The organism is Kribbella sp. WER1, from assembly GCF_054189145.1.
Window position 1 is genome coordinate 4,426,502 of sequence record NZ_CM135186.1, and the last position, 24,787, is coordinate 4,451,288.

Genomic DNA, 24,787 nt, shown 5'->3' on the forward strand with positions numbered 1-24,787 from the left:
GATGTAATGGCATTATGCATCTCAACCCTTACGGCGCCGACGCGGTGCTGCTCGCGGTGAACCTGGTCACCCGGCCGGCGAGTACGCCGCGGGAGCTGGCCGGGCGCTGCGAGGAGAGCGGTGTCGAGAGCCGGCTGGTCCGCGAGCGGCAGGTGACCGCCGCGGACCTGGCCGCCGTACGGACGGCGCTCGACGAGTGGCTGCAGGTCGTGGACGCCGCGGACGAGCAGAGCCGGGTGGATCTGGTGAACGCGATGCTCGCGAAGTACACCGAGCATCCGCGGCTCACCAACCACGCCGGCGACGGCTGGCACATGCACTACCGGCCGGACCACGTCCCCGTCGGACGGCTGGTCGCGACACTGATCAGCACCGGTACGGCGCTGCACCTCGCGGGCCGTGGCATCACCCGCCTCGGCCGCTGCGCAACGGACGGCTGCGACACCGTGTACGCCGACCTCTCCCGCACCGGCCGCCAGCGCTACTGCAGCCCCGCCTGCGCCAACCGCGACGCCGTACGCCGCCACCGCGCCCGCGTATCAGACGCCTAGGATGGGGAGATGAGCGAGAGCAGCAGCGAGGGCCAGGAAGTTCCGATGGCCGGGGCGCGGACCGAAGACGGCAAGGTGCTGATCGTCGGGCCGGACGGCATGGCCGTCGAGGGACCGCCGCGCTCCGACAAGGACGACGACGAGCACGACGACGAACCGCGTTCGGTGACCGAGCTGGTCGAACAGCCGGCCAAGGTGATGCGGGTCGCCAACATGATCCGGCAGCTGCTGGAAGAGGTGAAGTCGGCGCCGCTCGACGAAGCCTCCCGGGCGCGGCTGCGGTCGATCCACGAGGCGTCGATCAAGGAACTGGAGAGCGGTCTGGCGCCGGAGCTGGTCGAGGAGCTGGAACGGCTCAGCCTCGACTTCACCGACGACAGCACGCCCACCGACGCCGAGCTGCGGATCGCGCAGGCCCAGCTGGTGGGCTGGCTCGAGGGCCTGTTCCACGGCATTCAGACGGCGCTGTTCGCGCAGCAGATGGCCGCACGGCAGCAGCTGGAGCAGATGCGCCGGGCCCTCCCCGGCGGTCATCAGCTGCCCCCGGACGGACAGTTCCCCGACGCGCCCCAGGCCACCGACGGCCCGGGCAGCGGCGGGATGTACTTGTAGAACCCTCTTAGTTCACAGGCTGGAAGAACTCCTCGAGGACGGCGGCGACGCCGTCCTCGTCGTTTGCGGGGGCGGTCCGGTCCACCACCGCGAGTACGTCGGGATGCGCGTTCGCGACGCCGTACGACGTACCGGCCCAGGCGAGCATCGGCAGATCGTTGACCGAGTCACCGAAGGCGATCGTCTCAGCAGCCGAGATCCCTTGTGTGGCGGCGAAATCGGCGAGCATCGCGGCCTTCGAGACCCCGGTCGCGGAAATCTCCACCAAACCGTGACCTCCGCTGTGGCTCGCGGTCACTCGTTGGCCGACCAACGGATTCACCAGCGCGAGCAGGTCGTCGGAGTGCAGACTCGGATGCCGCACCAACAGTTTCGCGGCCGGCTCCGCGAGCAGTTCCTCGACGCTCGCGACCAACGTGTCGACGGGTTTCGGCCAGCGGTTCAGGTAGACCGGTTCCTGTCCGTAGCGGTTCGGTCGCTCGATGGCGAACTGTACGTCCGGGATCGCCGCCCGGATCGCCTGCGCGACCTCGAGCCCGACGGCCGGATCGATCAGCCGGGTGCGGATCGCCTTACGGTGCAGGACGTCGTACAGAATGGCGCCGTTGGCAACAATCGCGACACCGTGCGCACCGACCAGGTACGACAGGTCGTGCAGCCAGCGAGGTGGCCGGGCGGTGACCATCACGAAAACACTTCCGGCGGCCTGGGCCGCGAGCACCGCGGCGCGGGTGCGTTCGGACACCGTTCCGTCACTGCGGACGAGCGTTCCGTCGAGATCGGTGGCTATCAGGCGGGGTTGATGCGAAGCCGTCACGGGTTCACCGTATCGCCGGACGACCCTGTCCCGCATTACCCTTCCGAGTACGGTGTGCGCAAGCGGTCGGGGCCTGGATTGAGGCCTTTTTGACTTATCTGATTGAGCTTTTGACAACGTCATCAGACCGTTACGGCAGGATGCTGCAAAGGCAGCAAGTTCCCCTGCATCGCACGGTTGGCGCATGATTTCATGCGGAGGTCTGGCGGGGAACCGGGGGCTGTTCGGCCGCGTCGTATGCGTGTTCTGGATCAGCGCGACTGATGCCGCCCCACCTCCGGAAGCACACACAAACGTCGAAGAACTGTTGCGGAATTGGCTGCAACCAAAACCGCAGTAGTGGCGTCAAGAGTTATGGATCGGTGCGTCCCACGCCCGGGACGACACGGTGGGCCGGCAACAAAGTGCGGGTCCACCAGCTAGTGGAGCCGTGCGAACGAACGACGTTCACCGTTCGTTCACTCGGGTCCTGATACTTGGGGAGCCTTGATGACCGTCAACAGCGCCAACCTAACGGGGCCGGGGGGCAGTAGCTCTCGAGCGGCTGTCGACACATCTTCCACCAGGGAAGGGGCAATGACCGGCTGTATTGCCCGTTCGGATGTCTTTCAGCATCGCCTGATGGAAGAGCCGCCGCCTGCATCTGCCACCCGACGTACCCGCGAGCGCTACGAACAGCTCGTGCGCGAAGCAAAGGCGCTGTGCGCCTCCTGCCCGCTCTTCACCGACTGCCTGTACAGCGCGGTCGCGGAGCACGACGTGAGCGGTTTCGTCGCCGGAACCACTGCTGCACAACGGCGTTCGATCCGGAACCTGCTCGACGTCGAGGTGCAGGCCGACGACTTCGACCAGCTTGCCGGCGCGCGGGGGACGCGCCGGCCGGTGAGCCACGAAGAAGTCCTGCGGCTGCGCACCCAGTACCCGAACGACAGCCTCGAGTCGCTGGCCATGCGCCTCGGCTGCTCGCTGTCGACGGTCAAGCGGCACCTGCGGCGTGCGCGCCGCGGCCAGAGCCCGGCAGCGAAGACCCCGCGGCCCCGGCCGCAGGTCAGCGCCGTGCTGGACGCGTTCGACACGGTCGTCGAGCAGCACCAGCAGCGCCGGACGGGCAGTACACGCGTCGCCTGAGCCGATATTCGGCCCGCCAGCGGACTATCGGTTCAAAGGCCCGGAAATCCTGTGCACACAGGGTTTCCGGGCCTTTACTTGTCAGCTGTCAAGATTTCGGCGCTGACCGAAAGGACTTGACTCAGAACCAGCGGTTGAGTATGGCCGCGACGCCGTCGTCCTGCACCGACTTCGTGACCTCGTCGGCGGCTGCCTTGACCTCTTCGGGGGCGGAACCCATCGCGACGCCGAGACCGGCGTACGTGAGCATCTCGATGTCGTTGCGGCCGTCACCGATCGCCAGCAGGCCGGACGGATCCAGGTCGAGCTGCGCGAGCGCCACCTTCAGGCCGGTCGACTTGTCCACGCCTTCCGGTGCGATGTCCAGCCAGGCGGTCCAGCCGACGAAGTAGCTCACCCCGTGCAGGCCGAGGCGTTCCGCCAGTTGGACAAAGTCGTTCTCGGACTGCTCCGGGTCGCGGATGATCAACCGGGTCACGGGTTGCGGCGCGAGCTCGTCGTCGCCGACCACGCGGATCTTCGCGTTCGCCCCGAGGTCGCCGTCCGGGAACGGCGCGGTGACCAGGTAGCTGCCGTCGCTGTCCTCGACCGCCATCCGCGCGTTCGGCGCGTACCTGCGCACCGACGCGATCACCGTCGACGGATCGAACGTCCGCTCGTCGACGACCGCACCGTCCGGGTACCGCATCGTGCGCGCACCGTTGCTACAGACAACCAATCCGTCGGCCGGCAGCCCGAGCCGTTCGGCGATCGGCTTGGTCGTCGACCAGGCGCGACCGGTGGCCAGTACGACGGGCACCCGCGCGGCGGCCCGTCGTACCGCGTCCAGCACCGCCGGCGACATCGCGTCGTCGTGGTCGATCAGCGTGCCATCGATGTCCAGGGCAACAACAGTCGGCTGTTCCGTCATCGAGCGACCGGTTCGAGGACCTCGCGGCCGCCGACGTACGGGCGCAGTGCGGTCGGCACCCGGACCGAGCCGTCGGCCAGCTGGTGCGTCTCCAGGATCGCGACGATCCACCGGGTGGTGGCCAACGTGCCGTTCAGCGTCGCGACCGGCTGCGTCCGGCCGTCGGCGTCCCGGTGCCGGATGTTCAGCCGGCGGGCCTGGAAGTCCGTGCAGTTCGACGTCGAGGTCAGCTCGCGGTACCGGCCCTGCGTCGGCACCCACGCCTCGCAGTCGAACTTCCGGTACGCCGAGACGCCGAGATCGCCGGTGGCGGTGTCGATCACCCGGTAGCTGAGCTCCATCTTGTCGAGCATCTCCTTCTCCCAGGCCAGCAGCCGCAGGTGCTCGGCGGCCGCATCCTCCAGGCTGCAGTAGGAGAACATCTCGACCTTGTCGAACTGGTGGACGCGGATGATCCCTCGGGTGTCCTTCCCGTGCGACCCGGCTTCCTTCCGGTAGCACGACGACCAGCCGGCGTACCGGATCGGACCGTTGGCCAGGTCGAGGATCTCGTCCATGTGGTACCCGGCCAGCGCGACCTCCGAGGTACCGGTCAGGTACAGCTCGGGGTCCTCGAGGCGGTAGACGTCGTCGTGCGCCGACAGGTAGCCGGTGCCACCCATCACCTCGGGCTTGACCAGGGTCGGCGTGATCATCGGGGTGAAGCCGTTCTCCACCGCCTGCTGGACCGCCAGCTGCAGCATGCCGAGCTGGAGCAGCATGCCGACACCCTTGAGGAAGTAGAACCGGCTGCCCGAGATCTTGGCGCCACGCTCCATGTCGATCGCGCCGAGCAGCTCGCCGAGCGCCAGGTGGTCGCGGGGCTCGAAGCCCTCCGCGGCGAAGTCCCGCGGCTTGCCGACCTCCTCGACCACGACGAAGTCGTCTTCGCCGCCGACCGGGGCCTCGTCCGAGACCAGGTTCGGCAGCGCGGCGGCGAGCGCGTCGTACCGGCTGCCGGCCTCGTTCGCGGCGGCCTCGTTGGCCTTCACCTCGGCGGCCAGCGTCTTGGTGCGCTCCAGCAGCGCGGCCCGCTCGTCGCCCTTGGCCTGGGCGACCTGCTTGCCGAGCGACTTCTGCTCGGCCCGGAGCGCCTCGAAGGCGGAGATGGACGATCGACGCTCACTGTCGGCGACCAGGATCTGGTCGACCACGTCCGTACTCTCGCCACGCTTGGTCAGGGCGGCGCGCACGACATCAGGGTTCTCACGGAGCAGTTTCGCGTCAATCACACCCTGAGGGTATCGGGGCGTGTCTGAAGCGGCGAAGTCTATTCGGGATGATGGGCTGGCAACAGCCATCATCGAGGGGGATCCGAGCGGCCGATGAACCACCACCCACCCAGTACCGCGGTCGGCCGTGCGCTCACGGTCGTGCTGGGTGCCCTGCCGTTCACCGTGATCACCCTGCTGGTTTTCGGGCACTGGCCGCCGCTGGCCCGCTGGGACCAGTCGGTCGCCGCGCGCGCTTCGGCGTACGGCGCCGCGCACGAGGGGCTGGTCGACTTCTGGCAGGTCGTCAGCGCGGTCGCGGTGCCGTGGACGACGCGGGCCGTGATCGCGATCGTGGCGGCGTACCTCTGGCATCGCCGGGCGCGGCTGCTGACGATCTGGCTGCTGACGACCGCGGTCGCGGAGCTGGTGCTGGTCCAGGTCGTGAAGGCAGTCTTCGAGCGCGAGCGGCCGGCCGGGATGCTGGTCGAGACGAGCGGGTTCTCGTACGTCTCGGGGCATGCGACGGCCGCGTTCGTGCTGGCCGGGGCGCTGGGCGTCGTACTGCCGTCCGTGCGCGGCTGGCGGCGGCGGTTCCGGCTGCTCGTGCTGCTGCCGGTGATCGCGGTCGTGTGGCTCGTCTCCGCGGACCGGATCGCGCTCGACGTGCACTACGTGTCGGACGTCCTCGGCGGCTGGGCGCTCGGCCTGGCGATCCTCACCGCGACGTCGATCGGCTTCGGCCTGCGCCCCGGACTCCGGCGACGCCGGCGGCGCGCGGACTCCGACGGCGACGGTACGACGGCCCCGCCGCGAGCCGCCGTCATCGTGAACCCGATCAAGGTCGGCGACGGCGTCGCGTTCCGCCGCAAGGTGACCCGGGCGCTCGCGGTCCGCGGGTACGACGACCCGCTCTGGCTGGAGACCCGCGAGGACGACGCCGGGCACGCGATGGCGAAACAGGCGATCGAGTACGAGTCGGACCTGGTGCTGGTGGCCGGCGGCGACGGTACCGTCCGGGTCGTCTGCTCGGCCCTCGCCCACACCGGCATCCCGGTCGGCGTGATCCCCGCCGGCACCGGCAACCTGCTGGCCCGCAACCTGCACATCCCGCTCGACCTCGACGACGCCCTCGAACGGATCCTCGAAGGCCGCGACCGCCGCATCGACCTGGTCGGCGTCCACGGCGACGAACTCGACAACGACCGGTACGCCGTAATGGCCGGCCTCGGCCTCGACGCCGCGATCATGTCCGACGCCCCGCCGCACCTGAAGAAACAGATCGGCTGGACCGCGTACCTCGTCTCCGCGGCGAAGAACGTGAACCACCCGTCCGTCCGCGTCCAGATCACTATCGACGACGCCGAACCCATCGAACGCCGCGTCCGCACCGTCGTGATCGGCAACGTCGGCATGCTCCAGGCCAACATCCCCCTCCTCCCCGACGCCCGCCCCGACGACGGCCTCCTCGACGTCGTCGTGATCGCCCCCCGCCGCGTGACCCAGTGGCCGATCGTCCTCTGGGGGATGATGACCCGCACCAAACGCACAGACATGTACCTGGAACGCTTCACCGGCCGCAAGGTAGAAATCCACGCCGCCGTAGACGTCCAACGCCAACTGGACGGCGACCCCATAGGCCCCGGCCGCTACCTCTCCACCGAAATCGAACCGGGCGCTTTGACGGCCCGCGTCCCGAAACGCCGGTAGACGCGGTCGGCGAGACCGGAAATCCGGCTCTTCTGCTGGATTTGTGGTGGTCGAGGAGCACAAGAACTGGTCGCAGGGGACCTGATATTGCCTGTGCCCAGTCACCAGTTACTGTCTCCACCCACGACGACTGCCAGCTACCCGTGCAGGACGCGCCGGATCCACCATGCAGTCACCCGCGAGCGGCAGCTCGCAGAACGCCCGCCGCAGCGGGCAGAAGGCCGGCGCCAAGCCCGTGGGCGGGTGGGAGCGCGCGGAGCAGACGCGTCGAGGAGCAGCGCAACGAGGCTAGCGGCTGCGAGGCACACGGCGGGCTACCACCTACACGCGCGGCTACCACCTAGGCCCGGGGACCAGCCTTCACCCGTCCGGCACACCCGCCCGTGCGCATACCCCAGCAACCACCCATCACGCCGAGCCTCACGCACCACCTCCACCTACGCAGTCACCCGCGAGCGGCAGCTCGCAAAACGTCCGCGGCAGCGGGCAGAAGGCCGGCGCCAAGCCCGTGGGCGGGTGGAAGCACGCGGGGGACTACCACCTGCGCGCGAGCGTGCTCAGTCGACCGTGGGGCCGGCTTCTTTGTGGAGGGTGTCGATGGCTTCTTCCTCTTCGGGGGAGAGCTTCGACTCGCTGGTGAAGGACTTGATTTCCTTCGCGTACGTGCGGGCGTCGGCGCGGCTGTTGATCGACGTGAGGACGACCCCGTCGCCGTTGTTGTCGAGGAGCGCCATCGACCAGGAGAGCTTGCCGCCGGTGTCCCCGAAGGCGTCGTACCGGACGATCGCCAAGTGTTGCAGGGTCTCCTTGAGTTCGCCGCGGGTGATCTCGAGTTGTTTGTCGAGTCGGCGGAGTTCGGACTTGACCGTGCCGGGCTTGGCCTCGGGTTGGGTGGGCTGGGGTTCCGGCGCGGGCTGGGTACTGGGTTCGTCGGCCGGGCCTGTCCGGGCCCGTAGGGCCTGGATCGCGAACACCAGGGCAAGCACCGCCACGAAGAGGGCGGCGACCCCGAAGGCACCGGCTAACGTCGAAGACACAGAACTAGAGCCTAAGGCATCGCGTGTTCTGCCTGAGTGTTCAGGTGATCGCACAGCGTGCGTGCTGTGGGCGGATGCGGTACCTCGGGCCGCGGCAACGTAGATTCGCGGCGTGACACATATGCCTGATCAGGGCCCACAACCGGGCGTCCACGACCTCGGGTTCGCCCGGCTCGACACCGACCGGCTGGACCGTACCGGCGACGCCGAGGTGGTGTACGGCGCGGGTAAGACGCCGTCTCAGGTCGTGGAGCTGCTCCGTACGCTGCACGCGACGCACCCCGGTCACGCCGTACTCGCGACCCGGCTGACCGACGAGGCGCAGGAGGCCGTCCGTGCCGGGCTGCCGGACGCGGTCGTCGACCCGGTCGGGCGTACGGCGGTCCTCGGTGAGCCGCCGGCGTCGCACGGGACGGTGGCTGTGGTGGCGGCCGGTACGTCGGACGCGCCGGTCGCGGCGGAGGCGGCGACGACGGCTCGGGTGTTCGGGGCCGGGGTGGACGTGATCACGGACGTCGGCGTGGCCGGGCTGCACCGGATCCTCGGGGTCCGCGAGCGGCTCGCGGCGGCGGACTGCCTGATCGTGGTCGCCGGGATGGAAGGTGCGCTGCCGAGCGTCGTCGGCGGGCTGGTCGGGGTGCCGCTGGTGGCGGTGCCGACGTCGGTCGGGTACGGCGCGTCGTTCGGCGGGCTCGCGGCACTGCTCGGGATGCTGAACTCGTGCGCGCCGGGGGTGTCGGTCGTGAACATCGACAACGGGTTCGGGGCCGGGGTGTTCGCGGCCCGGGTCGCCCGGCAGTCCACTCCTCGCGAAACCAAGGACGCCTGATGCGCACAGCCTGGATCGACTGCTCCGCCGGCGCCTCCGGCGACATGCTCCTCGGCGCACTGCTGTCGGCCGGCGCCGACGTCGAGTACGTGAACACGGCGGTCGCCGCCGTGGACCCGTCGTTGTCGGTGACAGTCGCCACCACCGCCCGCCACCAGATAGCCGCCACCAAAGCAACAGTCGAGGTCAACGGCACACCCCACCCGGAAAACATCCCGGACGCAGGTCACGGACATGGTCACGGCCACGGACACGGCCACGGTCACGGTCACGAGGAGGCTCAGCACTCGCACGGGCCTACTCGGGCTTGGGCTGATGTGCGGCGGTTGTTGGAAGAAGCCTCGCTTGATGAGGTTGTGCGGGAGCGGGCGATTGACACGTTTTCGCGGTTGGCTCGGGCGGAGGGGGCGGCTCATGGGGTGGAGCCGGAGGTGGTGCACTTTCATGAGGTGGGGGCGTTGGATGCGATTGCGGACATCGTGGGGGTTGCTGCCGCGGCGGTGAGTTTGGGGCTGGAGCGGGTCGTGGTGTCGCCGATCGCGCTCGGGAGCGGGAAGCAGGTTCGCGGTCAGCACGGCGGGATTCCGATTCCGGGGCCGGCGGTGCTGCACCTCGTGGCCGAGGCGGATGCCCCGGTCCTCGGGGGTACGGCGCCGTACGAGATGACCACGCCGACCGGGGCCGCGCTGCTCGCGACGCTGGCGGACGAGTACGGCCCGATGCCGCCCATGCGCGTCACCACGACGGGTGTCGGCGCCGGCGGGCGAGACCCGGTCGAGGTGCCGAACATCCTCCGCGTGATCGTCGGCGAGTCGGCCGACCGCCCGGCGACCGAGCTGGTCTACGAGACGAACGTCGACGACCTGGACCCGCGACTCTGGCCGCCGGTGCTCGCGAAGCTGCTCGCGGCGGGGGCTGCGGACGCCTGGCTGACCCCGATCCTGATGAAGAAGGGCCGCCCGGCGCACACCCTCTCGGTGCTCGTGACCAGCACGTACGCCGACGCCGTCCGCCGCGTCGTGCTGACCGAGACGTCCGCGATCGGCCTCCGTGAGTACCCGATCCGCAAGCACGCCGCGGACCGCGAGTTCAGCACGATCAAGCTCGACGGCCACCCGATCAGCGTCAAGATCGCCCGGTACGACGGTCAGGTCGTCAACGTGCAACCGGAGTACGACGACGTGGTCGCCGCCGCCGCGGAGCTGAACCAGCCGGTCAAACACGTCCTCGCCCGCGCGATCGCCGCCGCCGAGGCCCTCTGGAACTAGCCGACCCCGGCGGCCCTGGAACTAGCCGACCTCGGCCGCCTTCTCCACCACGGGTTTCGGCTTCCGGCGGGGCCAGTCGTACGGCCACCACTGGGCGCCGTTGCGCCGCGCCCAGAGGATCAGCCCGACCAGCACCGCCAGCTCGATCGCGGGGCAGAGGGTGTCGCGGAGCCGCGAGCTGAAGAACTCCAGCGAGTCCGTCAGGCTCGCGGCGACCTGCCGGGCGTGCGGGTCCCGGCCGGGCACGTACGCGATCGCGAGCATGGTCGTCCGGACGACCATCAACCCGTCGACCTTCGACGCCGCGACCGCGGCCAGCGCGGCCCAGGCGATCACGTCGTACCAGGGCAGCGAGTACATCGCGGTCAGCGACCAGGCGATCGCGTAGATCGCGGTATACCGGATCGCGGCCGGGGTCGGGTCGTCGGGATGGGTCTGCGGGACCAGCGACTTCGGGAACACCTGGCAGAGCAGGATCGCGACCACGATCAGCCCGACCCAGGCGAGGATCGCGATCACGGTCCGAACCAGGCCGTTCGGCAGGAACAGGGTGAAGAAGCTGAGCAGCACCTTGTGCGGCGTCCCGGTGGAGATGAACGACGTCTGCGACCGCGCCTGCTGGAACGCCTGCAGGCCGACGATCGCGTACAGCCCGCCCATCGCGATCGCGCCGCCGCCGCAGAAGTACACGCACTTGCGCCGGTCGGCGCGCAGCGCCCACAGCATCGCGATGCCGACCAGGCCGATCGACAGCTTCGTACAGCCCGCGACGCCGATCATCAGCCCGGCCAGGAAGATGTGCCGCCGGAACAGCACCAGCGCGATCACCGCGAACATGACCGCGATCGAGTCGTTGTGCGCACCGGCCAGCACCGCCCACAGCAGCAGCGGGTTCGCCAGGCTGAGCATGATCACGCGCCGCTTGGCCGGCAGGTCCTTGCCGACCAGCTTGACCAGCAGCAGGCCGGTGACGACCAGGCTGATCGCGATCGACAGCTGCAGCATCCACACCGTGAGCTGCGCGGAGTCGCCGCCGATCAGCGAGGACAGCCACTGCACCCAGGTCGCGATCGGCCCGTACACACTGCGCGCGCCCTGCCAGGGACGCTCGGTCGCGGTGATCACCGGGTCGTACCCGAGCCGGATGGTGTCGGCCGGCGAGGCCGTGTACGGGTCCCCGCCGAGCGCCATGATCCGCCCGTACGCCGCGTAGATCAGCACGTCGCCGGACGCCATCGGCGGCACCAGCGTGATGGCCGCCGTCGTACCGATGCCCAGGGCAATCAACCGGTCGACGCGCGGTGCCCAGCCGTGCCGTAACGCCTTGGTGGCAAGGTAGACGCCGTACCCGCCGAGCAGGATCGCGACGTAGATCATCACCGACACGAGCCAGTCGTTCGGCTTCGCGTCGAACCAGTACGACGGGAGCCACGGGTGCCGGTTGGTCAGCGTGAGCACGACGACGGACGGCCCGAGCAGGCCGACCGCGACGATCAGCGCCGTACACGCCAGGTAGAGAGCGACCGCGCGGCGGCCGTACTTGATCCCGAGGTCAGTGCTCATTGCGGAGTCTCCGCGGGAACAGGCTGCGCAGCGACGGTCCACCGCCGTCCGCGGGCAGCGCGCTGCGGGCGGCGAGCGCACGGCGGACGTGCAGGTACTGCTTCGCGCGGTGCAGCTGTCCGCGCAGGTCGGTCCCGGTGGCGCGGTGCCGGACCTCGATCGGCACCTCGACGATCCGGAAGCCCTTCCGCCCGAGATCGATGGTGAGCGACGTCTCCACCCCGAACCCGGCGGCCAGCGGTACGGCGGAGTCGAACGCGGCGCGGGTCAGGCACCGCTGCCCCGACAACGGCTGCTCGGGCGCCCAGCCGATCGCCTCCTGGATCCCGGCCCGGGCGAGCCGGACGACGAATCCGTGGCCGCCGGCCTTCGACCCGTCGGCGCGGACCTGCGCCGGCAGCGTCCCGATGGTCATGTCCGCACGCCCGGTCTGCACCGGCGCGATCAGCGGACCGGCCGCGGTCGCGGTATCGGTCAGGTCGGCGTCCAGGAACAGCAGGTGCCGCGGCCGGGCGCCGTCGCGCTCGGCGACGGCCGCCGCGCCGGTCTCCATCGCCGCCGCCTTGCCCCGGTTCCGCTCGTGCCGGACGACGACCGCGCCGGCCTGCTCGGCGACCTCGGCGGTCCGGTCGGCGGAACCGTCGTCGACGACCACGACCAGGTCGACGCCGATGATCTTGTGCACCGCGTCCACGGTCGCCGCGATCCGGTCGGCCTCGTCCTTCGCCGGAATCACGCAGGCGACAGCGCGCTCGAACGGTTCCTTGTCGTCGGGCTTGTCGGGGGACACAACATCACCGGGCACAGCACCGCAGCCTAGTTCCTCGGCAGCCGATCGATCTCCTCAGTATCGGCCGCCTGTGGACATCTCGTTCTTTCGAACGATCGGCGGATATCTGCCGGCTGGCAGATGTTCGGCCCCGGGCGCCGGCCGCAGGATGTGAGACATCAGTACAACGAACCCGGAAGAGGTACCGACATGACCCGCATCGTGGTGGCGAACATCTCGCTCTCGCTCGACGGCCGTACCAACGGCGCCGGCGGCGACTACGACATGAGCTGGATCGTTCCGCACGCGATCACCGAGGGCGCCCGCGAGCACATGCTCCGGGTCACCGGCCCGGCCACGACCGCCCTGCTCGGCCGGAAGAACTACGAAGGCTTCGGCAGCTTCTGGCCGTCGGTCGCCGACGACGAGAACGCCGCCCCACAGGACCGAACGTTCTCCCGGTGGCTGAACGAGACCGAGAAGATCGTCTTCTCCTCGACGCTGACCGAGGCGCCCTGGCGGAACTCCCGGATCGCCGACGGCGAGCCGGCGGACGTGGTCAAGCAGCTCCGCGCCCAGGACGGCGGCGACATCATCGTGCTGGCCAGCTCCAGTGTGATCCGCGCGCTGCTGGCGGCCGACGAGATCGACCGGCTCAGCATCACCCTCGACCCGGAGCTGGTCGGCGCCGGCGCCCGGCTGTTCGAGGACGGACTGCCGGCCACGTCCTGGAAGCTCACCGCCAGCACCCCCACCGAGTCCGGCGCCCTCTGCTTGTTCTACGACCGCGTCCGCGACTGATATTGTCGGACAATCAGACACATTGCCGGGAGTAGGGTGGACAGATGGCTGCGAGCACGTACGGCGTCGACAGTGAGGTCGGCCGGCTGCGAACGGTGATGCTGCACCGGCCCGGCAACGAGCTCCGGCGGCTCACCCCGCGGAACAACGACAAGCTGCTGTTCGACGGCATCCCGTGGGTCGGCCGGGCGCAGGACGAGCACGACGCCTTCGCCCAGGCGCTGCGCGACCGCGACGTCGAGGTGCTGTACCTCGGGGAGCTGCTCACCGAGTCCCTCGAGCACCCCGAGGCGCGGGCCCAAGCGGTCGCCGGCGCGACGGAGGACCTGCGGCTCGGCGACACCCTGCGCGACCACCTGCGGGCAGCCCTCGGCGATCTCGATCCGGCCGCGCTGGCCGAGGCGCTGATGGCCGGCGTCCGCAACGACGAAGTACACGCCGGTGGGCTGGTCACGTCACTGCTGGCGCACGAGGACTTCCTCATCGACCCGCTGCCGAACCTGCTCTTCACCCGGGACTCGAGCGTCTGGATCCGGGACTCGGTCGCGGTCACGTCGCTGGCGATGCCGGCCCGGAGCCGCGAGACGCAGCTGACCGAGCTGATCTACACGTTCCACCCGCGGTTCGCGGGCGCCGACAAGGTGTACGACCACCAGCTCGAGCACGTCGAAGGCGGCGACGTCCTCGCGCTCGGTCCCGGCGTCCTCGCGGTCGGGGTCGGGGAGCGGACCACACCGGCCGGGGTGGAGCGGCTGGCGCGGCGGGTGTTCGCGAAGGGCCTGGCGCACACCGTTCTCGCCGTACCGATCGCGCAGCAGCGGGCGACCATGCACCTTGACACGGTCTGCACGATGGTCGACACCGACGCCGTGCTGATGTACCCGAACATGGCCGAGGAGATGCGCGCGCTCGCGGTCACCGCCGACGGCGGAGAACTGCACATCGCGGCCCCCGAACCGTTCCTGGTCGCGGCCGCGAAGGCGCTCGGCATCGACACCCTGCGCCGGATCGACACCGGCCTCGACCCGGTCACCGCCGAACGCGAGCAGTGGGACGACGGGAACAACACGCTGGCCGTCGCCCCGCGGGTCTGCATCGCGTACGAGCGCACCGTCGAGACCAACGCCCGCCTCGAGGAGTCCGGCATCGAGGTCGTCCGGATCTCCGGCTCCGAACTCGGCTCCGGCCGCGGCGGCCCGCGCTGCATGTCCTGCCCGGTACTGCGGGCTCCGCTGACCTCCTGACGCACGCCCGTGAGGCCGGCGACACGCGGAGTGAAATCGGGGGTTGTGGCGGAGGGGGTTCCTGGGTAATCTTCATGCCTAGGCCCAGGCCCTGTTGCTCCCCCGTCAGCAGGACTTGGGCCGTCCACGTTTCTAGGCCATTTGAACGATCATGGCCTAGACCACTGTAAGCCAGCAGAAACGCCCCCTCAGCCGCGGCTGAGGGGGCGTTCTCGTCTGAGCAGGCAGTCAGCGGATGGTGAGCTGACGGCTGGCCAGGCCGGCCTTGGCGGCGCGTTCCTCGGTGGTCAGCGGCGCCTCGGTCGCCAGCGCCTTCTCCAGCGCGGCAGCGAAGTCCGCGGCCGGCTTCTCCACGTCGGCAGCCTCGGTCCCGGCCGGCAGCTCCCAGACCGGCGCCAGTACGCCGAGCGCGCGGAACGAGCCGATCAGCCGGCTGCCGTTCACCAGCGCGGACGACCCGGCGGCGTGCAGCCGGGCCAGCGCGTCGAGCAGGGTCTCCTCGGTGTGCGGCATCACCCAGCGCAGGTAGATGCGGTCGCCGATCTGCGTCCAGTACGCCGCGTCGACCGACTCCAGCCGGACCGTCGGGGCCGCGGCGGCGTTCGCCCGCTCCAGGCCCGCGGCGACCTCGCCGGTCGGGTCCTCGACGTTCTCGCCGACCCAGTACTCGAAGCCCTCGTGGACCGTAATGTCGAGCGGCTTGCTCGTGTCGATCAGGTCCTGCAGCCGCGGGCCGTCCTTCATCAGGTCGCCGAGCTGGATCGGGTTGCCGGGCTCGGTCCGGAGCGCGGCGGTGATCGCGTGCCCGAGGTCGCGGCTCGGGTCGCCGGAGGAGGCGTGCGTCTGGAGGCCGATCCAGATCGTCTCGTCGTCGCGGACCAGGCCCGGCATCGCCATCGGCAGCAGGGTCACCAGGTTCACGACCTTGCCGGCGTTGTCGCCGACCAGCTCGACCTGCACGCTGCCGGACGGGACGATCTCGCGGAACGCGATCAGGTCACACTCCGACGGCAGCCCCTCGAACGGCCGGACCACGAACGCGTCCGCCGTCTGCGCCCGGTCCTTGCCGTGGCACTGCTTGAACCGCTTGCCCGAGCCGCACGGGCAGGGTTCCCGCGGGCCGACGTCCACCAGGTCGGCCGGGTCGAGCGTGACAGTCGGAGTCGTGGTCTTCGCGCGCTGACGCGACTTCTTTCCCATAACCCCGCAGTCTTACAGCCCGCACCACCCGAGAGCCAACCAGCGGGTGGGCTCAGTTCGGGATGGTGGCGTGCACCGTGCGGTGGGTGGCGGCGGTCCGGACGTCCCAGCCGGTGGTCAGGACGTCGACGATCGCCAGGCCGCGGCCGCCGACGGACTCGGGATGCGGGTCGGTGATCCGCTGCGGTTCGGTGTCGCCGCGGCCGTCGGTGACTTCCACGTGGATACCGGCCTTGTCGATCCACCAGGCGGCGCGGACGTCACCGGTGGGCAGCGGCGGGGCGTACCGGATCGCGTTCGAGAGCAGCTCGGACAGGACGAGCTGGGCGTCGTCGGAGGCGGTGCGGGCGACCCGGTAGCGCTTCAGGTAGGCACCGAGACGGCGCCGGGCATCCGCTACCGCGGACACTTCGTGCGGCAGTACGACGTCCACGACGCTGACGTCGGCGGGCAGGGTCGCAGAGGACAAGCAGGGTCTCCTCGATGATCGGTTCAGCCATCTGGACTTCTGCCCACGAACCGGGCCCCGAAAACACCCGCAAGTATTCCGTTACATAGCCTCTGCGGAGGCCGCGCCTAAACCCCCGAAAACCGTAACGAAATCGACGGAATTGAACGATGCAATAACCGCCCGCATTCATGCTGCTACGTATCCGCACCAGCGTGACACAAGCCACATAAACTCGTCCAGGCGTGTCACAAACCCGCAGGTCAGGTGCGACGTCCTACATCTTCCCCCAGTACCCGCAAGGCCATGTCCGGGCGGTCGCTGATCACCGCGTCGACGCCGATGTCGCGACAGTGCCGGACGTCGTTCTCGGCGTTCACCGTCCACACGTGCACCTGATGCCCGTGTTTGTGCACGCGGTCGACGTACTCCGGGTTCGCGGTCACGATCGCGAGGCTCGGACCGGCGTACGAAACACCGGCCGGGAGGGTGCCGTCGCGGAAGCGCAGCGGGACCTTGTCCATCAGCAGCACCGTGCGCAGTCCGGGGGCCAGCCGGCGCATCCGCCGGAGCGAGAGCCAGGAGAAGCTCATCACCCGGACCGGCGACTCCGTTCCGAGCTGCGGACGGGCCCAGCCGAAGCGGTCGAGGGCTTCGACCAGGCGGCGTTCGGTGCGGCCGCCGTACCGGGTCGGGTGCTTGGTCTCAACCGCCAGCTCGACCGGCCGGCCGGCGTCCCGGACGGTCTCGAGCAGCGTCTCCAGGGTGAGAACGGGCTGGACGTCGTCCCCGTTCTTCCACGAGCCCCAGTCGTACCGCTGGAGCTCCGCGAGGGTCATCTTCGACACCACGCCGGTCCCGTTCGAGGTGCGCTCGATCGTCCGGTCGTGGAGGCAGACCAGGTGCCCGTCCGCGGTCAGCCGGACGTCGCACTCGAGCCCGTCGGCACCCATCTCGATGGCTCGCCGGTACGCCGCCTGCGTGTGCTCGGGATGCTCCGCACTGGCTCCGCGGTGCGCGACAACGCGCGGGATCGTCGGCATGGAGAAACTCTTTCACAGCGTCGGCCAAGATGGAGGCCATGGACATGCGGGCGATCGTGCTGGACGGTCCGGTGACGCCGGAGGAGCTGCGGGTACGGCGGGTCCCGGTGCCGGAGCCGCCCGCGGGGTGGGTGCGGATCAAGGTTGGAGGCGTTCGGGCTGAACCGGTCCGAGTACCACCTCCGCGCCGGGCTCGCGAGCAACGCGACGTTCCCGGTGATCCCGGGCATCGAGGCGGCCGGCACGATCGACCTCGCACCGGGCGGCGAGTTCGCCCCGGGGCAGCAGGTGGTCGCGATGATGGGCGGGATGGGGCGCGTACGACGGCGGGTACGCGGAGTACACCGTCGTCCCCGCGTCGTCGGTGATCCCGGTGCGGACCGACCTGGACTGGGCGACGCTCGGGGCACTGCCGGAGATGCTGCAGACCGCCCACGGCTCGCTCTACACGGGCCTGGCGATCGAGCCGGGGCAGTCGCTGCTCGTTCGCGGCGGTACGTCGTCGGTCGGCGTCGCGGCGGCCGTGCCCGCGAAGAAGCATGGGCTGACCGTGCTGTCGACGACCCGCAATCCGGAACGTCTGCAGGTGCTTCGCTAGCTCGGGGTCGATCATCCGATCGTTGACGACGGCAACGTTGCGGAAAAGGTCCGGGCCATTCTCCCGGGCGGCGTCCAGGCGGCGCTCGAACTGGTCGGGACCAACGTTCTCCCCGACACTCTGAAAGCGACAGCGGTTCACGGCACGGTGTGTTTCACCGGAATGCTCAGCGACTCCTGGACAATCCCTGACTTCTACCCGATGGACTACCTCCCGAACGGGGTCCGGCTGACCGCGTACGGCGGCGAGAGCTCCGACCTGCCCGCCGAGGCGCTCCAGCGGTACGTCGTGGTGCGGATCTCCAGGCCATCACAATGAGCGCCCGCGCGGCCCGTTGAGCGGGCGCCCTCGGGGCAGCGGGCGATTGTGATGGCGTGGCGGTCCGGGCCGGGGTCCCGCCACCTGACGGGACCCCGACGGCTCAGGCGGTTGCCTCCTGCAGTGCCGGCGTCCGTCCCGCGGGCCGGGCCAGGCCGTAGTGGTCGCGCAGGGTCGTTCCGGAGTACGCCGTCCGGAACAGGCCGCGGGCCTGCAGGATCGGGATCACCTCGTCGACGAACGTCTCCAGCCCGGACGGCAGTACCGGCGGCATCACGTTGAACCCGTCCGCCGCGCCCGCCTCGAACCAGTGCTGGATCGCGTCCGCGACCTGCTCCGGCGTACCGGTGAACGTCCGGTGCCCGCGTCCGCCGCCGAGCCGGCCGATCAGCTCGCGGACGGTCAGGTTCTCCCGGCGGGCGAGCGTGACGATCAACGTGTACCGGCTCTTCGCGCCCTCGATCTCGTCCTCGTCCGGGAGTTCGGCGGGCAACGGCTGGTCGAACGGCAGGTCCTCCGGCGCCACGCGCAGCGTCCGGGCCAGCTGCAACCGCGCGTACTCGGGCCGGATCAACGAGTCCAGCTGGTGCTCCAGCCGTTCGGCCTCCTCGACCGTCGACCCGATCACCGGCACGATCCCGGGCAGGATCTTCACCGTCGACGGATCCCGCCCGAGCGCCGCTGCCCGTGCCTTGAGGTCCTGGTAGAAGTCCTGCGCGTCCTCCAGCGTCTGCTGCGCGGTGAACACGGCCTCGGCGTACCGCGCCGCCAGTCCCTTGCCGTCCTCCGACGACCCGGCCTGCACGATCAACGGATGCCCCTGCGGCGACCGCGGCAGGTTCAGCGGCCCGCGGACCTGGAAGTGCCGTCCGACGTGGTCGATCGGTACGACGCGGTCCTGCACGGCCCACACGCCCTCGGACTTGTCCGCGATCGCCGCGTCGTCCTGCCAGGAGTCCCAGAGCTCGTACGCGACCTCGAGGAACTCCGCGGCCCGCTCGTACCGTTCCGCATGCGCCGGCTGGTCCGCCAGGTTGAAGTTCCGCGCCGCCTCCGGGCCGGCCGTGGTGACGACGTTCCACCCCGCGCGGCCACCGCTCACGTGATCGACACTGGCGAACCGCCGGGCCAGGTTGTACGGCTCGTTGTACGTCGTGGACGCGGTCGCGATCAGCCCGATCCGCGAGGTCACGGCCGCGATCGCGGTCAGCAGTACGGTCGGCTCCAGCGACCCGGCGGGCCGTCGTCCGACGTTCCCGAACAGCACCGGCGAGTCCGCGAAGAAGATCGAGTCGAACAGTCCGCGCTCGGCCAACTGCGCGAGCTTCTGGTAGTGCGCGACCGACGTGTTCGCGAACGGGTCGCTCTCCGGCAGCCGCCAGGACGCCTCGTGGTGCCCGGTGCTCATCAGGAATGCGTTCAGGTGCAACTGCCTGCTCATACCGAAACTCCCAAGGCGTCGAGAAGCCGCGAGCGAACCGCGGCGAATCCTGGATCGGCCGCACTCCGCGGCGCACTCAATTCGATGGTTTCGGAGGCGACGATCCGGCCGGCCTCCAGCACGATCACCCGGTCGGCCAGCACGATCGCCTCGTCGACGTCGTGCGTCACCAGCAGTACTGCGGGTTGGTGGGCGGCGCACAACTGCCGCAGCAGCGCGTGCATCTTCAACCGGGTCAAGGCGTCCAGCGCCCCGAACGGCTCGTCGGCGAGCAACAGCTCGGGCTCCCGGACCAGCGACCGGGCGAGGGCGACCCGCTGCTGCTCACCGCCGGACAACTCGTTCGGCCAGGCGTTCTCACGACCCGCCAGGCCCACCTCGTCGAGACTCTTCCGCCCTCGGTCGGAGGCACCGCTCAGCCCGAGCACGACGTTGTCGAGCACTCTTGCCCACGGCAACAACCGCGAGTCCTGGAAGACCACCGACACGTTCTCGGGTACGGCGAGCTCACCCGAGCCGTCGACGTCGTAGTCGAGGCCGGCCAGCGCCCGGAGCAGCGTGCTCTTCCCGGACCCGCTCTTCCCGAGCAGCGCCACGAACTCGCCCGGCGCGATGTCCAGGTCCAGCCCGTCGAGTACCGCGCGGTCGTCGTACCGGCGGACGAGGTCGCGGACCTGGACGGTTACGAGGCCAACGTTCGACGCCATGAGAGCGCCCTCCTCTGGATCAGCCGGACGACCGCGTCGGAGAGCAGGCCGAGGACGCCGTACACGACCAGGCCGACGATGATGATGTCGGTCTGCCCGTACGTGCGGGCGAGCTCCATCATGTAGCCGATGCCGCTGGTCGAGTTGATCTGCTCGACGACGACCAGCGACAGCCACGCGCCGGTGACCGCGAACCGCAGCCCGAGCAGGAAGCCGGGCAGCGCCCCCGGCAGGACGACCCGGCGGATGAACTCCCGCTGCGACAACCCGACGGTCTGCGCGAGTTCGACGTACCGGCTGTCGATCGTGCGCAGGCCGTTGTGGGTGTGGATGTAGATCGGTACGAACACGCCGAGCAGGATCGTGACGACCTTCATCGACTCGCCGATGCCGAGCCAGAGGATCAGCAGCGGCAGCAACGCCAGCGACGGGATCGCCCGCTTGATCTGGATCGGGCCGTCGAGCAGCGCCTCGCCGAGCCGGGACAGGCCGGAGATCAGCGCGAGCAGGACGCCCAGCACGATGCCGAGCGCGAGACCGAGCAGCGCCCGTTGCGCGGACGTCCACAGGTTCGACTGCAGCCGACCGTCGGAGATCAGTTCGGCGGCCGTACTGACGACCGTCCACGGCGCGGACAGGATCCGTTGGTCGATCCAACCAGCGGCGGACCCGATACTCCAGATCACCAGCAGCAGCACCGGCCCGAGCGCGGCGCCGAACCGGATCGGCTTCCCCGGCCCGAGCCGCCGGCGGCGGACGACCGGCGTCGCCGCGGTCCGGGTCCGGAGCCCGGGCAGCGTGGTCGCGCTCATTTGGCGGCTCCCTTGATCGCGTCCGCGGCGACGGACTGGAACCGCAGGTCGAACAGGTCCTTCGCCTGGATCACCGGGTTGCCGGTCTCCTTCGCGAGCAGCTCGATCGTCTCCTGCTGGCGCTGGATCGCGGCGCTCCAGTCGGCCGGGATGTCCGGGTGCCCGGCGTTGTCGACGAGCCACTGCCCGTCGGCGGCGCCGAGGCCCTGGTCCTTCACGTAGTACCCCTCGATCCACTCCTTGGGGTGCTGGTCGATCCAGATCTGTGCGACGCCCCAGGCCGCGACGTACGCGCGGATCGCGGCTGCCTTCGCGGGATCCTCGAGCGACTCGACCGGGCCGTACAGGTGGCCGGCGTCGTCGCGCAGCCCGTGGTCGATGGTGGCGGCGCCGTCCTTGCCGTACTTCGCGAGGTACCGCTTGATCTGCACGCCGCCGATCGGGGCGACGTCCACCTGCTTCGAGGCGAGCGCGTTCGAGTAGACGTCACCGGTCGACGGCAGCTCGACCAGCTTCACGTCCTCCTTGGTCAGGCCGGCCTTCTTCAGCACCTTGAGGATCAGGGCGCCCTGCGCCTGCCCCGGGCTGTACGCGATCTTCTTCCCGCGCAGGTCGCCGAGCGTCTTCACCGACACCCCGGGCGCGATGCCGAGCTTGTAGATCGGGTGGCCGATCGGGTCCTGGCGGAACTTCGAGGCGACGATCTTCACGTGCAGGCCGGTCCAGGTCGCGTTGATCGACGGGATCTCGGCGACCGATCCGAGATCGAGCGCGTGCGCCCGGAACGCCTCGGTGGTCTGCGGTCCGCCGCTCAGGTTCGCGAACTGGACGTACTTCGCGACCTTGTCGTACTGGCCGGACAGCTTCAGCGCGACCTCGGTGGCCGGATCGCCGACCACGATCCTGGTGCCGTCCGGGATCGTGGTCGGGAGCGCGGCGTCGAGCGCCAGCTTCTGCTCGGCGCCGGCCTTCGAGGCGCAGCCGGTGACGGCGACCGCGAGCAGGGCGAGGGTGGTCAGGAGACGTCTACTGGACATGGTGGGCTTTCGCGTAGGAGCCGTCGTGGTAGAGCAGCGAGTCGTGCTCACGGCGTTCGGTGTGGGTGGCGAGGCGGGCGACGACCAGGTAGTGGTCGCCGACCGCGAAACGGTGCTCGACCTGCGCACGCAGGAAGCTGGGGGCGTCGTCGAGCGCAGGTTCGCCGGTGGCCAGCCGGGACCAGCGGGTCGGCTCGGCGAACCGGTCGATCCCGCTGGTCGCGAACCGGCCGGCGATCGCGTGCTGGTCGGCGGACAGGAAGTTGATCACCAGGCTGGTCGCCGTACTCACGGTCGGCCAGCTGGAGGCGCCGGTGGCGATCGCGAACGAGACCAGCGGCGGCAGCAGGCTCACGGAGACGAGTGAGGTGGCGGTGAAGCCGACCGGGCCGTGGCCGGCATCGGCGGTGATCACCACGACGCCGGCGGCGTGGCGACGGAAGACGGACTTGTAGACGTCGGCGTCCACGATCCGTTCTTCAGCGCAATCGGGTACGACGGAAAGGGCGGGTACGGACATGACTCTCCCTTGGATAGGAAGGGGTGTGTGGCGAGAGCTCGCCGAGAGACTGGGGGCGCGTCACCGACAGGTGGCGCTCGCCGTCCGCAGCAGATCGATGACGCGACGGCGGGTGAGGTGGGTCGTCGTCATGTCAGCTATCTTCGCACCAATGTCTACTGGCTAACTAGACAATCTCGTGATCCGGACTCACACGCCCGGCGGTGCATGCGTTCTACTTACGTGATGACTACGGGGCTGCCGCCGTTTCAGGCATTGGTCGACGAGCACTGGCGCGACGTCGCCCGGCTGGCGCGGGCGATGGCCGGGCAGGACGGTGACGACGTCGCGCAGCGCGCCTGGGAGAAGGCGTACGCGGCGTACCCGACGCTGAAGTCGGCGAAGAACCTGCGCAGCTGGCTGCTCACGATCACCGCCCGGTGCGCGACCGACGTCCACCGGGCGCGGAAACCACAGCGCCCGCTGGACGACGCGCCGCCGGTCGCGGTCGACGGCCCCGAGGCCGCGGACTGGCCGGACCCGGACCTCTGGCGGGCCGTCAACGAACTGCCGGAGCGGCAACGCTTCGCGATCACGCTGAAGTACGTCGGCGACCTGGACCACCACGGTGTGGCCGCCGCTCTGGACACCACGCCCGCCGCGTCGCGCCGACTGGTCAGCGACGCGCTGGCGACCTTGCGCACGAAACTCGGAGTACACGATGACTGAACTCGAGAGCCGGCTGACCCGGCTGACCACCCCCGACCTACGACCGCCCGTCCTGCCGGACGCCGACGTCGCCTACACCCTGCACGACACGCCGATCGGGACGATGCTGCTCGCGGTCGCGCACGGCCGCGTCGTCGCGAGCTCGTTCGGCGACGAGGAGACGATGACGAACCGGCTCGCCCGGGCGGTGTCCCCTCGGGTACTACGCCAGCCGCGGCCGCTGGACGACGTACGACGGCAGCTGGACGAATACCTGGACGGGCGGCGGCATACGTTCGACCTGGACGTCGACCTGGTGCTCGCGTCGCCGTTCCAGCGGCTCGTACTGGAGGACCTGCCGGAGCACACCAGCTACGGGCGGACCACGACGTACGGCGCCGTTGCCGTCGGCATCGACAAGCCGAAGGCGGCCCGCGCGGTCGGTACGGCGCTGGGCGCGAACCCGGTGTGCGTCGTACTGCCGTGCCATCGGGTGATCGGCGCGAACGGCGCGCTCACCGGGTACGCGGGCGGGCTGGACGCGAAGCGCTTCTTGCTGAATCTGGAAGCAAAACGCTGACATTTCCGGAGTCGTCCGGAATGGATCTAGACTCGCTCCCCAAGGAGCAGATCCCCAGTGTGGAGTGGGGATCTGCTTCTCTTACCTGTCAGGCAGCTGGGGCGTGGATCTCCAGGATGAGCCGACGACGACCGCCCCAGTCGCGTTTGTAGACCTTGTAGTCGTCGATCCCCGCGGCCGCGCAGAGTCGGCCGTAGCTGATCTCGTCGTGGATGAAGTGCACGCTGCTGCGGTTGTCGTCGTGCTCGGTGGTGACGATTCGGTGCTCGGGCCCCTGGCGCATCCCGTTCGCGATCTCACCCGCGGTCGCCGGCCCCCAGACCGGCCCCTCGATGATCGCGATCCCGCCCGGCTTCAGCACCCGCGAGATCTCGCAGATCGTCGAGATCTGCTCGTCCTCGGCGAACAACTCGTGGAACGCCGTCCACAGACAGATCACCGCGTCGAACGAGTCCCACTTGTACGGCAGATCGGTCATCGACCCGATCGCCCAGTCGATCGCCAGTTCCTCCTCGACCGCCTGCGCCCGCCCGGCCTCGAGCAGATTCGGCGAGATGTCCAGCGCCCGGACGACCTTCCCGGCCCGCCGCAACGGCAACGCGATCCGCCCGTACCCACAACACAGGTCAAGCACAGACTCCCGCCCGACCAGCAACTCCTCCACCGCCTTGACAATCACCGCGTCCCGCTCAGGCGTAGTACGCGCGGCCAACCCGTCGGCCCCTAGTTCCGCGTACTCGGCCCGGCTACGCAGTGCGGAGTTCAGCATGAGCGTCAGTATCCCGTTCCCCCCGGGTCAGCTGTCCAGCGGCCCAGCCATACAGAGGAAAGAGAGCGGTGCGACACAAACGCTCACGACCTGGCAGGTTCTTCGGAAGAAAGTTTGCGCCTGGTGCCGGAAAAGTTC

Annotated in this window: 27 protein-coding genes and 1 pseudogene; 12 read left to right on the forward strand and 16 right to left on the reverse strand. The window is 69.6% G+C overall.

Going from position 1 to position 24,787, the window contains the following annotated elements:
- Positions 1–14: 14 nt before the first annotated feature.
- Together ACXJJ3_RS21340 and ACXJJ3_RS21345 are read left to right on the forward strand one after the other, a co-directional pair.
- The gene (locus tag ACXJJ3_RS21340; RefSeq protein ID WP_458163418.1) at positions 15–551 is read left to right on the forward strand and encodes a CGNR zinc finger domain-containing protein; all 537 of its coding nucleotides are present in this window, start codon (positions 15–17) and stop codon (positions 549–551) included.
- A gap of 9 nt (positions 552–560) precedes the next feature.
- Positions 561–1,163 carry a bacterial proteasome activator family protein gene (locus ACXJJ3_RS21345; protein ID WP_458163420.1) on the forward strand — a complete coding sequence of 201 codons (603 nt, stop codon included), beginning with the start codon at positions 561–563 and terminating at the stop codon, positions 1,161–1,163.
- A 7-nt stretch (positions 1,164–1,170) separates the two neighbouring features.
- Here the strand turns inward: ACXJJ3_RS21345 and ACXJJ3_RS21350 are convergent, their stop codons facing one another.
- Positions 1,171–1,980 carry an HAD family hydrolase gene (locus ACXJJ3_RS21350; RefSeq protein WP_458163422.1) on the reverse strand — a complete coding sequence of 270 codons (810 nt, stop codon included), beginning with the start codon at positions 1,978–1,980 and terminating at the stop codon, positions 1,171–1,173.
- Between the two features lie 621 nt (positions 1,981–2,601).
- Here ACXJJ3_RS21350 and ACXJJ3_RS21355 point away from each other — a divergent pair.
- Positions 2,602–3,108, forward strand: a complete 507-nt coding sequence (locus ACXJJ3_RS21355; protein WP_344188923.1) for a WhiB family transcriptional regulator — start codon at positions 2,602–2,604, stop codon at positions 3,106–3,108.
- A gap of 121 nt (positions 3,109–3,229) precedes the next feature.
- On the opposite strand, the gene ACXJJ3_RS21360 is transcribed toward ACXJJ3_RS21355, so the two are convergent.
- Complete coding sequence (locus tag ACXJJ3_RS21360) at positions 3,230–4,018, reverse strand: HAD family hydrolase (RefSeq protein WP_458163424.1); 789 nt, start codon at positions 4,016–4,018, stop codon at positions 3,230–3,232.
- Positions 4,015–5,289, reverse strand: a complete 1,275-nt coding sequence (gene serS, locus ACXJJ3_RS21365; RefSeq protein ID WP_458163426.1) for a serine--tRNA ligase — start codon at positions 5,287–5,289, stop codon at positions 4,015–4,017. Before serS ends, ACXJJ3_RS21360 begins: the two co-directional genes overlap by 4 nt.
- 93 nt (positions 5,290–5,382) lie before the next feature.
- Between serS and ACXJJ3_RS21370 the strand changes: the two genes are divergently transcribed.
- Entirely contained in the window at positions 5,383–6,978 is a 1,596-nt protein-coding gene (locus ACXJJ3_RS21370; protein ID WP_458163428.1) for a diacylglycerol kinase family protein, read from the forward strand.
- A 557-nt stretch (positions 6,979–7,535) separates the two neighbouring features.
- Here ACXJJ3_RS21370 and ACXJJ3_RS21375 read toward each other — a convergent pair.
- Positions 7,536–8,015 carry a DUF4446 family protein gene (locus ACXJJ3_RS21375; protein WP_458163430.1) on the reverse strand — a complete coding sequence of 160 codons (480 nt, stop codon included), beginning with the start codon at positions 8,013–8,015 and terminating at the stop codon, positions 7,536–7,538.
- A 121-nt stretch (positions 8,016–8,136) separates the two neighbouring features.
- Between ACXJJ3_RS21375 and larB the strand changes: the two genes are divergently transcribed.
- Positions 8,137–8,844, forward strand: a complete 708-nt coding sequence (gene larB, locus ACXJJ3_RS21380) for a nickel pincer cofactor biosynthesis protein LarB (protein WP_458171928.1) — start codon at positions 8,137–8,139, stop codon at positions 8,842–8,844.
- Complete coding sequence (gene larC, locus ACXJJ3_RS21385; RefSeq protein ID WP_458163432.1) at positions 8,844–10,112, forward strand: nickel pincer cofactor biosynthesis protein LarC; 1,269 nt, start codon at positions 8,844–8,846, stop codon at positions 10,110–10,112. Before larB ends, larC begins: the two co-directional genes overlap by 1 nt.
- A gap of 21 nt (positions 10,113–10,133) precedes the next feature.
- Here the strand turns inward: larC and ACXJJ3_RS21390 are convergent, their stop codons facing one another.
- A complete protein-coding gene (locus ACXJJ3_RS21390; protein WP_458163433.1) occupies positions 10,134–11,675 on the reverse strand; it encodes a DUF2029 domain-containing protein in 1,542 nt (513 codons plus the stop codon).
- The gene (locus tag ACXJJ3_RS21395) at positions 11,665–12,480 is read right to left on the reverse strand and encodes a glycosyltransferase (RefSeq protein ID WP_458163435.1); all 816 of its coding nucleotides are present in this window, start codon (positions 12,478–12,480) and stop codon (positions 11,665–11,667) included. The genes ACXJJ3_RS21390 and ACXJJ3_RS21395 overlap by 11 nt, the downstream gene beginning before the upstream one ends.
- Positions 12,481–12,654: 174 nt before the next feature.
- On the opposite strand from ACXJJ3_RS21395, the gene ACXJJ3_RS21400 reads away from it, so the two are divergent.
- Both ACXJJ3_RS21400 and ACXJJ3_RS21405 read left to right on the forward strand, forming a co-directional pair.
- Positions 12,655–13,245 carry a dihydrofolate reductase family protein gene (locus ACXJJ3_RS21400; RefSeq protein ID WP_458163437.1) on the forward strand — a complete coding sequence of 197 codons (591 nt, stop codon included), beginning with the start codon at positions 12,655–12,657 and terminating at the stop codon, positions 13,243–13,245.
- Positions 13,246–13,289: 44 nt separating this feature from the next.
- The gene (locus tag ACXJJ3_RS21405) at positions 13,290–14,489 is read left to right on the forward strand and encodes an arginine deiminase (RefSeq protein ID WP_458163439.1); all 1,200 of its coding nucleotides are present in this window, start codon (positions 13,290–13,292) and stop codon (positions 14,487–14,489) included.
- A gap of 228 nt (positions 14,490–14,717) precedes the next feature.
- On the opposite strand, the gene ACXJJ3_RS21410 is transcribed toward ACXJJ3_RS21405, so the two are convergent.
- The 3 genes from ACXJJ3_RS21410 to ACXJJ3_RS21420 form a co-directional block, all read right to left on the reverse strand.
- Positions 14,718–15,689: a DUF5926 family protein gene (locus tag ACXJJ3_RS21410; RefSeq protein ID WP_458163441.1), complete on the reverse strand. Its 972-nt coding sequence runs from the start codon at positions 15,687–15,689 to the stop codon at positions 14,718–14,720.
- Between the two features lie 52 nt (positions 15,690–15,741).
- A complete protein-coding gene (locus ACXJJ3_RS21415; RefSeq protein ID WP_458163443.1) occupies positions 15,742–16,158 on the reverse strand; it encodes an ATP-binding protein in 417 nt (138 codons plus the stop codon).
- A 242-nt stretch (positions 16,159–16,400) separates the two neighbouring features.
- Positions 16,401–17,180, reverse strand: coding sequence for a glycerophosphodiester phosphodiesterase (locus ACXJJ3_RS21420; RefSeq protein ID WP_458163445.1), 780 nt, complete (start codon positions 17,178–17,180; stop codon positions 16,401–16,403).
- 144 nt (positions 17,181–17,324) lie between these two features.
- On the opposite strand from ACXJJ3_RS21420, the pseudogene ACXJJ3_RS21425 reads away from it, so the two are divergent.
- Positions 17,325–17,486, forward strand: a pseudogene (locus ACXJJ3_RS21425) (alcohol dehydrogenase catalytic domain-containing protein); the annotation flags it as partial.
- A gap of 67 nt (positions 17,487–17,553) precedes the next feature.
- A complete protein-coding gene (locus ACXJJ3_RS21430) occupies positions 17,554–17,778 on the forward strand; it encodes a hypothetical protein (RefSeq protein WP_458172024.1) in 225 nt (74 codons plus the stop codon).
- Positions 17,779–18,199: 421 nt separating this feature from the next.
- On the opposite strand, the gene ACXJJ3_RS21435 is transcribed toward ACXJJ3_RS21430, so the two are convergent.
- From ACXJJ3_RS21435 to ACXJJ3_RS21460, 6 genes are read right to left on the reverse strand one after another with little or no spacing between them, the layout of a single operon-like run.
- Positions 18,200–19,537: an LLM class flavin-dependent oxidoreductase gene (locus tag ACXJJ3_RS21435; protein ID WP_458163447.1), complete on the reverse strand. Its 1,338-nt coding sequence runs from the start codon at positions 19,535–19,537 to the stop codon at positions 18,200–18,202.
- On the reverse strand, positions 19,534–20,244 hold the full coding sequence (locus ACXJJ3_RS21440) for an ABC transporter ATP-binding protein (RefSeq protein ID WP_458163449.1): 711 nt from the start codon (positions 20,242–20,244) through the stop codon (positions 19,534–19,536). The genes ACXJJ3_RS21435 and ACXJJ3_RS21440 overlap by 4 nt, the downstream gene beginning before the upstream one ends.
- Positions 20,220–21,056: an ABC transporter permease gene (locus ACXJJ3_RS21445; RefSeq protein ID WP_458163451.1), complete on the reverse strand. Its 837-nt coding sequence runs from the start codon at positions 21,054–21,056 to the stop codon at positions 20,220–20,222. The genes ACXJJ3_RS21440 and ACXJJ3_RS21445 overlap by 25 nt, the downstream gene beginning before the upstream one ends.
- Entirely contained in the window at positions 21,053–22,093 is a 1,041-nt protein-coding gene (locus ACXJJ3_RS21450; RefSeq protein WP_458163453.1) for an ABC transporter substrate-binding protein, read from the reverse strand. The genes ACXJJ3_RS21445 and ACXJJ3_RS21450 overlap by 4 nt, the downstream gene beginning before the upstream one ends.
- Positions 22,083–22,613 carry a flavin reductase family protein gene (locus ACXJJ3_RS21455; RefSeq protein ID WP_458163455.1) on the reverse strand — a complete coding sequence of 177 codons (531 nt, stop codon included), beginning with the start codon at positions 22,611–22,613 and terminating at the stop codon, positions 22,083–22,085. Before ACXJJ3_RS21455 ends, ACXJJ3_RS21450 begins: the two co-directional genes overlap by 11 nt.
- A gap of 60 nt (positions 22,614–22,673) precedes the next feature.
- A complete protein-coding gene (locus ACXJJ3_RS21460; protein WP_350281628.1) occupies positions 22,674–22,745 on the reverse strand; it encodes a putative leader peptide in 72 nt (23 codons plus the stop codon).
- 93 nt (positions 22,746–22,838) lie between these two features.
- On the opposite strand from ACXJJ3_RS21460, the gene ACXJJ3_RS21465 reads away from it, so the two are divergent.
- The gene (locus ACXJJ3_RS21465) at positions 22,839–23,321 is read left to right on the forward strand and encodes an RNA polymerase sigma factor (protein ID WP_458163457.1); all 483 of its coding nucleotides are present in this window, start codon (positions 22,839–22,841) and stop codon (positions 23,319–23,321) included.
- Complete coding sequence (locus ACXJJ3_RS21470) at positions 23,314–23,880, forward strand: methylated-DNA--[protein]-cysteine S-methyltransferase (protein ID WP_458163459.1); 567 nt, start codon at positions 23,314–23,316, stop codon at positions 23,878–23,880. The genes ACXJJ3_RS21465 and ACXJJ3_RS21470 overlap by 8 nt, the downstream gene beginning before the upstream one ends.
- Before the next feature lie 88 nt (positions 23,881–23,968).
- Here the strand turns inward: ACXJJ3_RS21470 and ACXJJ3_RS21475 are convergent, their stop codons facing one another.
- Positions 23,969–24,649, reverse strand: a complete 681-nt coding sequence (locus ACXJJ3_RS21475) for a class I SAM-dependent methyltransferase (RefSeq protein WP_458163461.1) — start codon at positions 24,647–24,649, stop codon at positions 23,969–23,971.
- Between the last annotated feature and the right edge of the window lie 138 nt (positions 24,650–24,787).

Bases quoted from the DNA above. Each gene is read 5' to 3' on its own strand.
- ACXJJ3_RS21455 (WP_458163455.1), bottom strand. From the start codon at position 22,613: ATGTCCGTACCCGCCCTTTCCGTCGTACCCGATTGCGCTGAAGAACGG.
- ACXJJ3_RS21360 (WP_458163424.1), bottom strand. From the start codon at position 4,018: ATGACGGAACAGCCGACTGTTGTTGCCCTGGACATCGATGGCACGCTG.
- ACXJJ3_RS21435 (WP_458163447.1), bottom strand. From the start codon at position 19,537: ATGAGCAGGCAGTTGCACCTGAACGCATTCCTGATGAGCACCGGGCAC.
- ACXJJ3_RS21470 (WP_458163459.1), top strand. From the start codon at position 23,314: ATGACTGAACTCGAGAGCCGGCTGACCCGGCTGACCACCCCCGACCTA.
- ACXJJ3_RS21370 (WP_458163428.1), top strand. From the start codon at position 5,383: ATGAACCACCACCCACCCAGTACCGCGGTCGGCCGTGCGCTCACGGTC.
- ACXJJ3_RS21400 (WP_458163437.1), top strand. From the start codon at position 12,655: ATGACCCGCATCGTGGTGGCGAACATCTCGCTCTCGCTCGACGGCCGT.
- ACXJJ3_RS21440 (WP_458163449.1), bottom strand. From the start codon at position 20,244: ATGGCGTCGAACGTTGGCCTCGTAACCGTCCAGGTCCGCGACCTCGTC.
- ACXJJ3_RS21450 (WP_458163453.1), bottom strand. From the start codon at position 22,093: ATGTCCAGTAGACGTCTCCTGACCACCCTCGCCCTGCTCGCGGTCGCC.
- ACXJJ3_RS21355 (WP_344188923.1), top strand. From the start codon at position 2,602: ATGGAAGAGCCGCCGCCTGCATCTGCCACCCGACGTACCCGCGAGCGC.
- ACXJJ3_RS21445 (WP_458163451.1), bottom strand. From the start codon at position 21,056: ATGAGCGCGACCACGCTGCCCGGGCTCCGGACCCGGACCGCGGCGACG.
- ACXJJ3_RS21405 (WP_458163439.1), top strand. From the start codon at position 13,290: ATGGCTGCGAGCACGTACGGCGTCGACAGTGAGGTCGGCCGGCTGCGA.
- ACXJJ3_RS21465 (WP_458163457.1), top strand. From the start codon at position 22,839: ATGACTACGGGGCTGCCGCCGTTTCAGGCATTGGTCGACGAGCACTGG.
- ACXJJ3_RS21340 (WP_458163418.1), top strand. From the start codon at position 15: ATGCATCTCAACCCTTACGGCGCCGACGCGGTGCTGCTCGCGGTGAAC.
- ACXJJ3_RS21420 (WP_458163445.1), bottom strand. From the start codon at position 17,180: ATGCCGACGATCCCGCGCGTTGTCGCGCACCGCGGAGCCAGTGCGGAG.
- ACXJJ3_RS21390 (WP_458163433.1), bottom strand. From the start codon at position 11,675: ATGAGCACTGACCTCGGGATCAAGTACGGCCGCCGCGCGGTCGCTCTC.
- ACXJJ3_RS21345 (WP_458163420.1), top strand. From the start codon at position 561: ATGAGCGAGAGCAGCAGCGAGGGCCAGGAAGTTCCGATGGCCGGGGCG.
- larC (WP_458163432.1), top strand. From the start codon at position 8,844: ATGCGCACAGCCTGGATCGACTGCTCCGCCGGCGCCTCCGGCGACATG.
- ACXJJ3_RS21475 (WP_458163461.1), bottom strand. From the start codon at position 24,649: ATGCTGAACTCCGCACTGCGTAGCCGGGCCGAGTACGCGGAACTAGGG.
- larB (WP_458171928.1), top strand. From the start codon at position 8,137: ATGCCTGATCAGGGCCCACAACCGGGCGTCCACGACCTCGGGTTCGCC.
- ACXJJ3_RS21410 (WP_458163441.1), bottom strand. From the start codon at position 15,689: ATGGGAAAGAAGTCGCGTCAGCGCGCGAAGACCACGACTCCGACTGTC.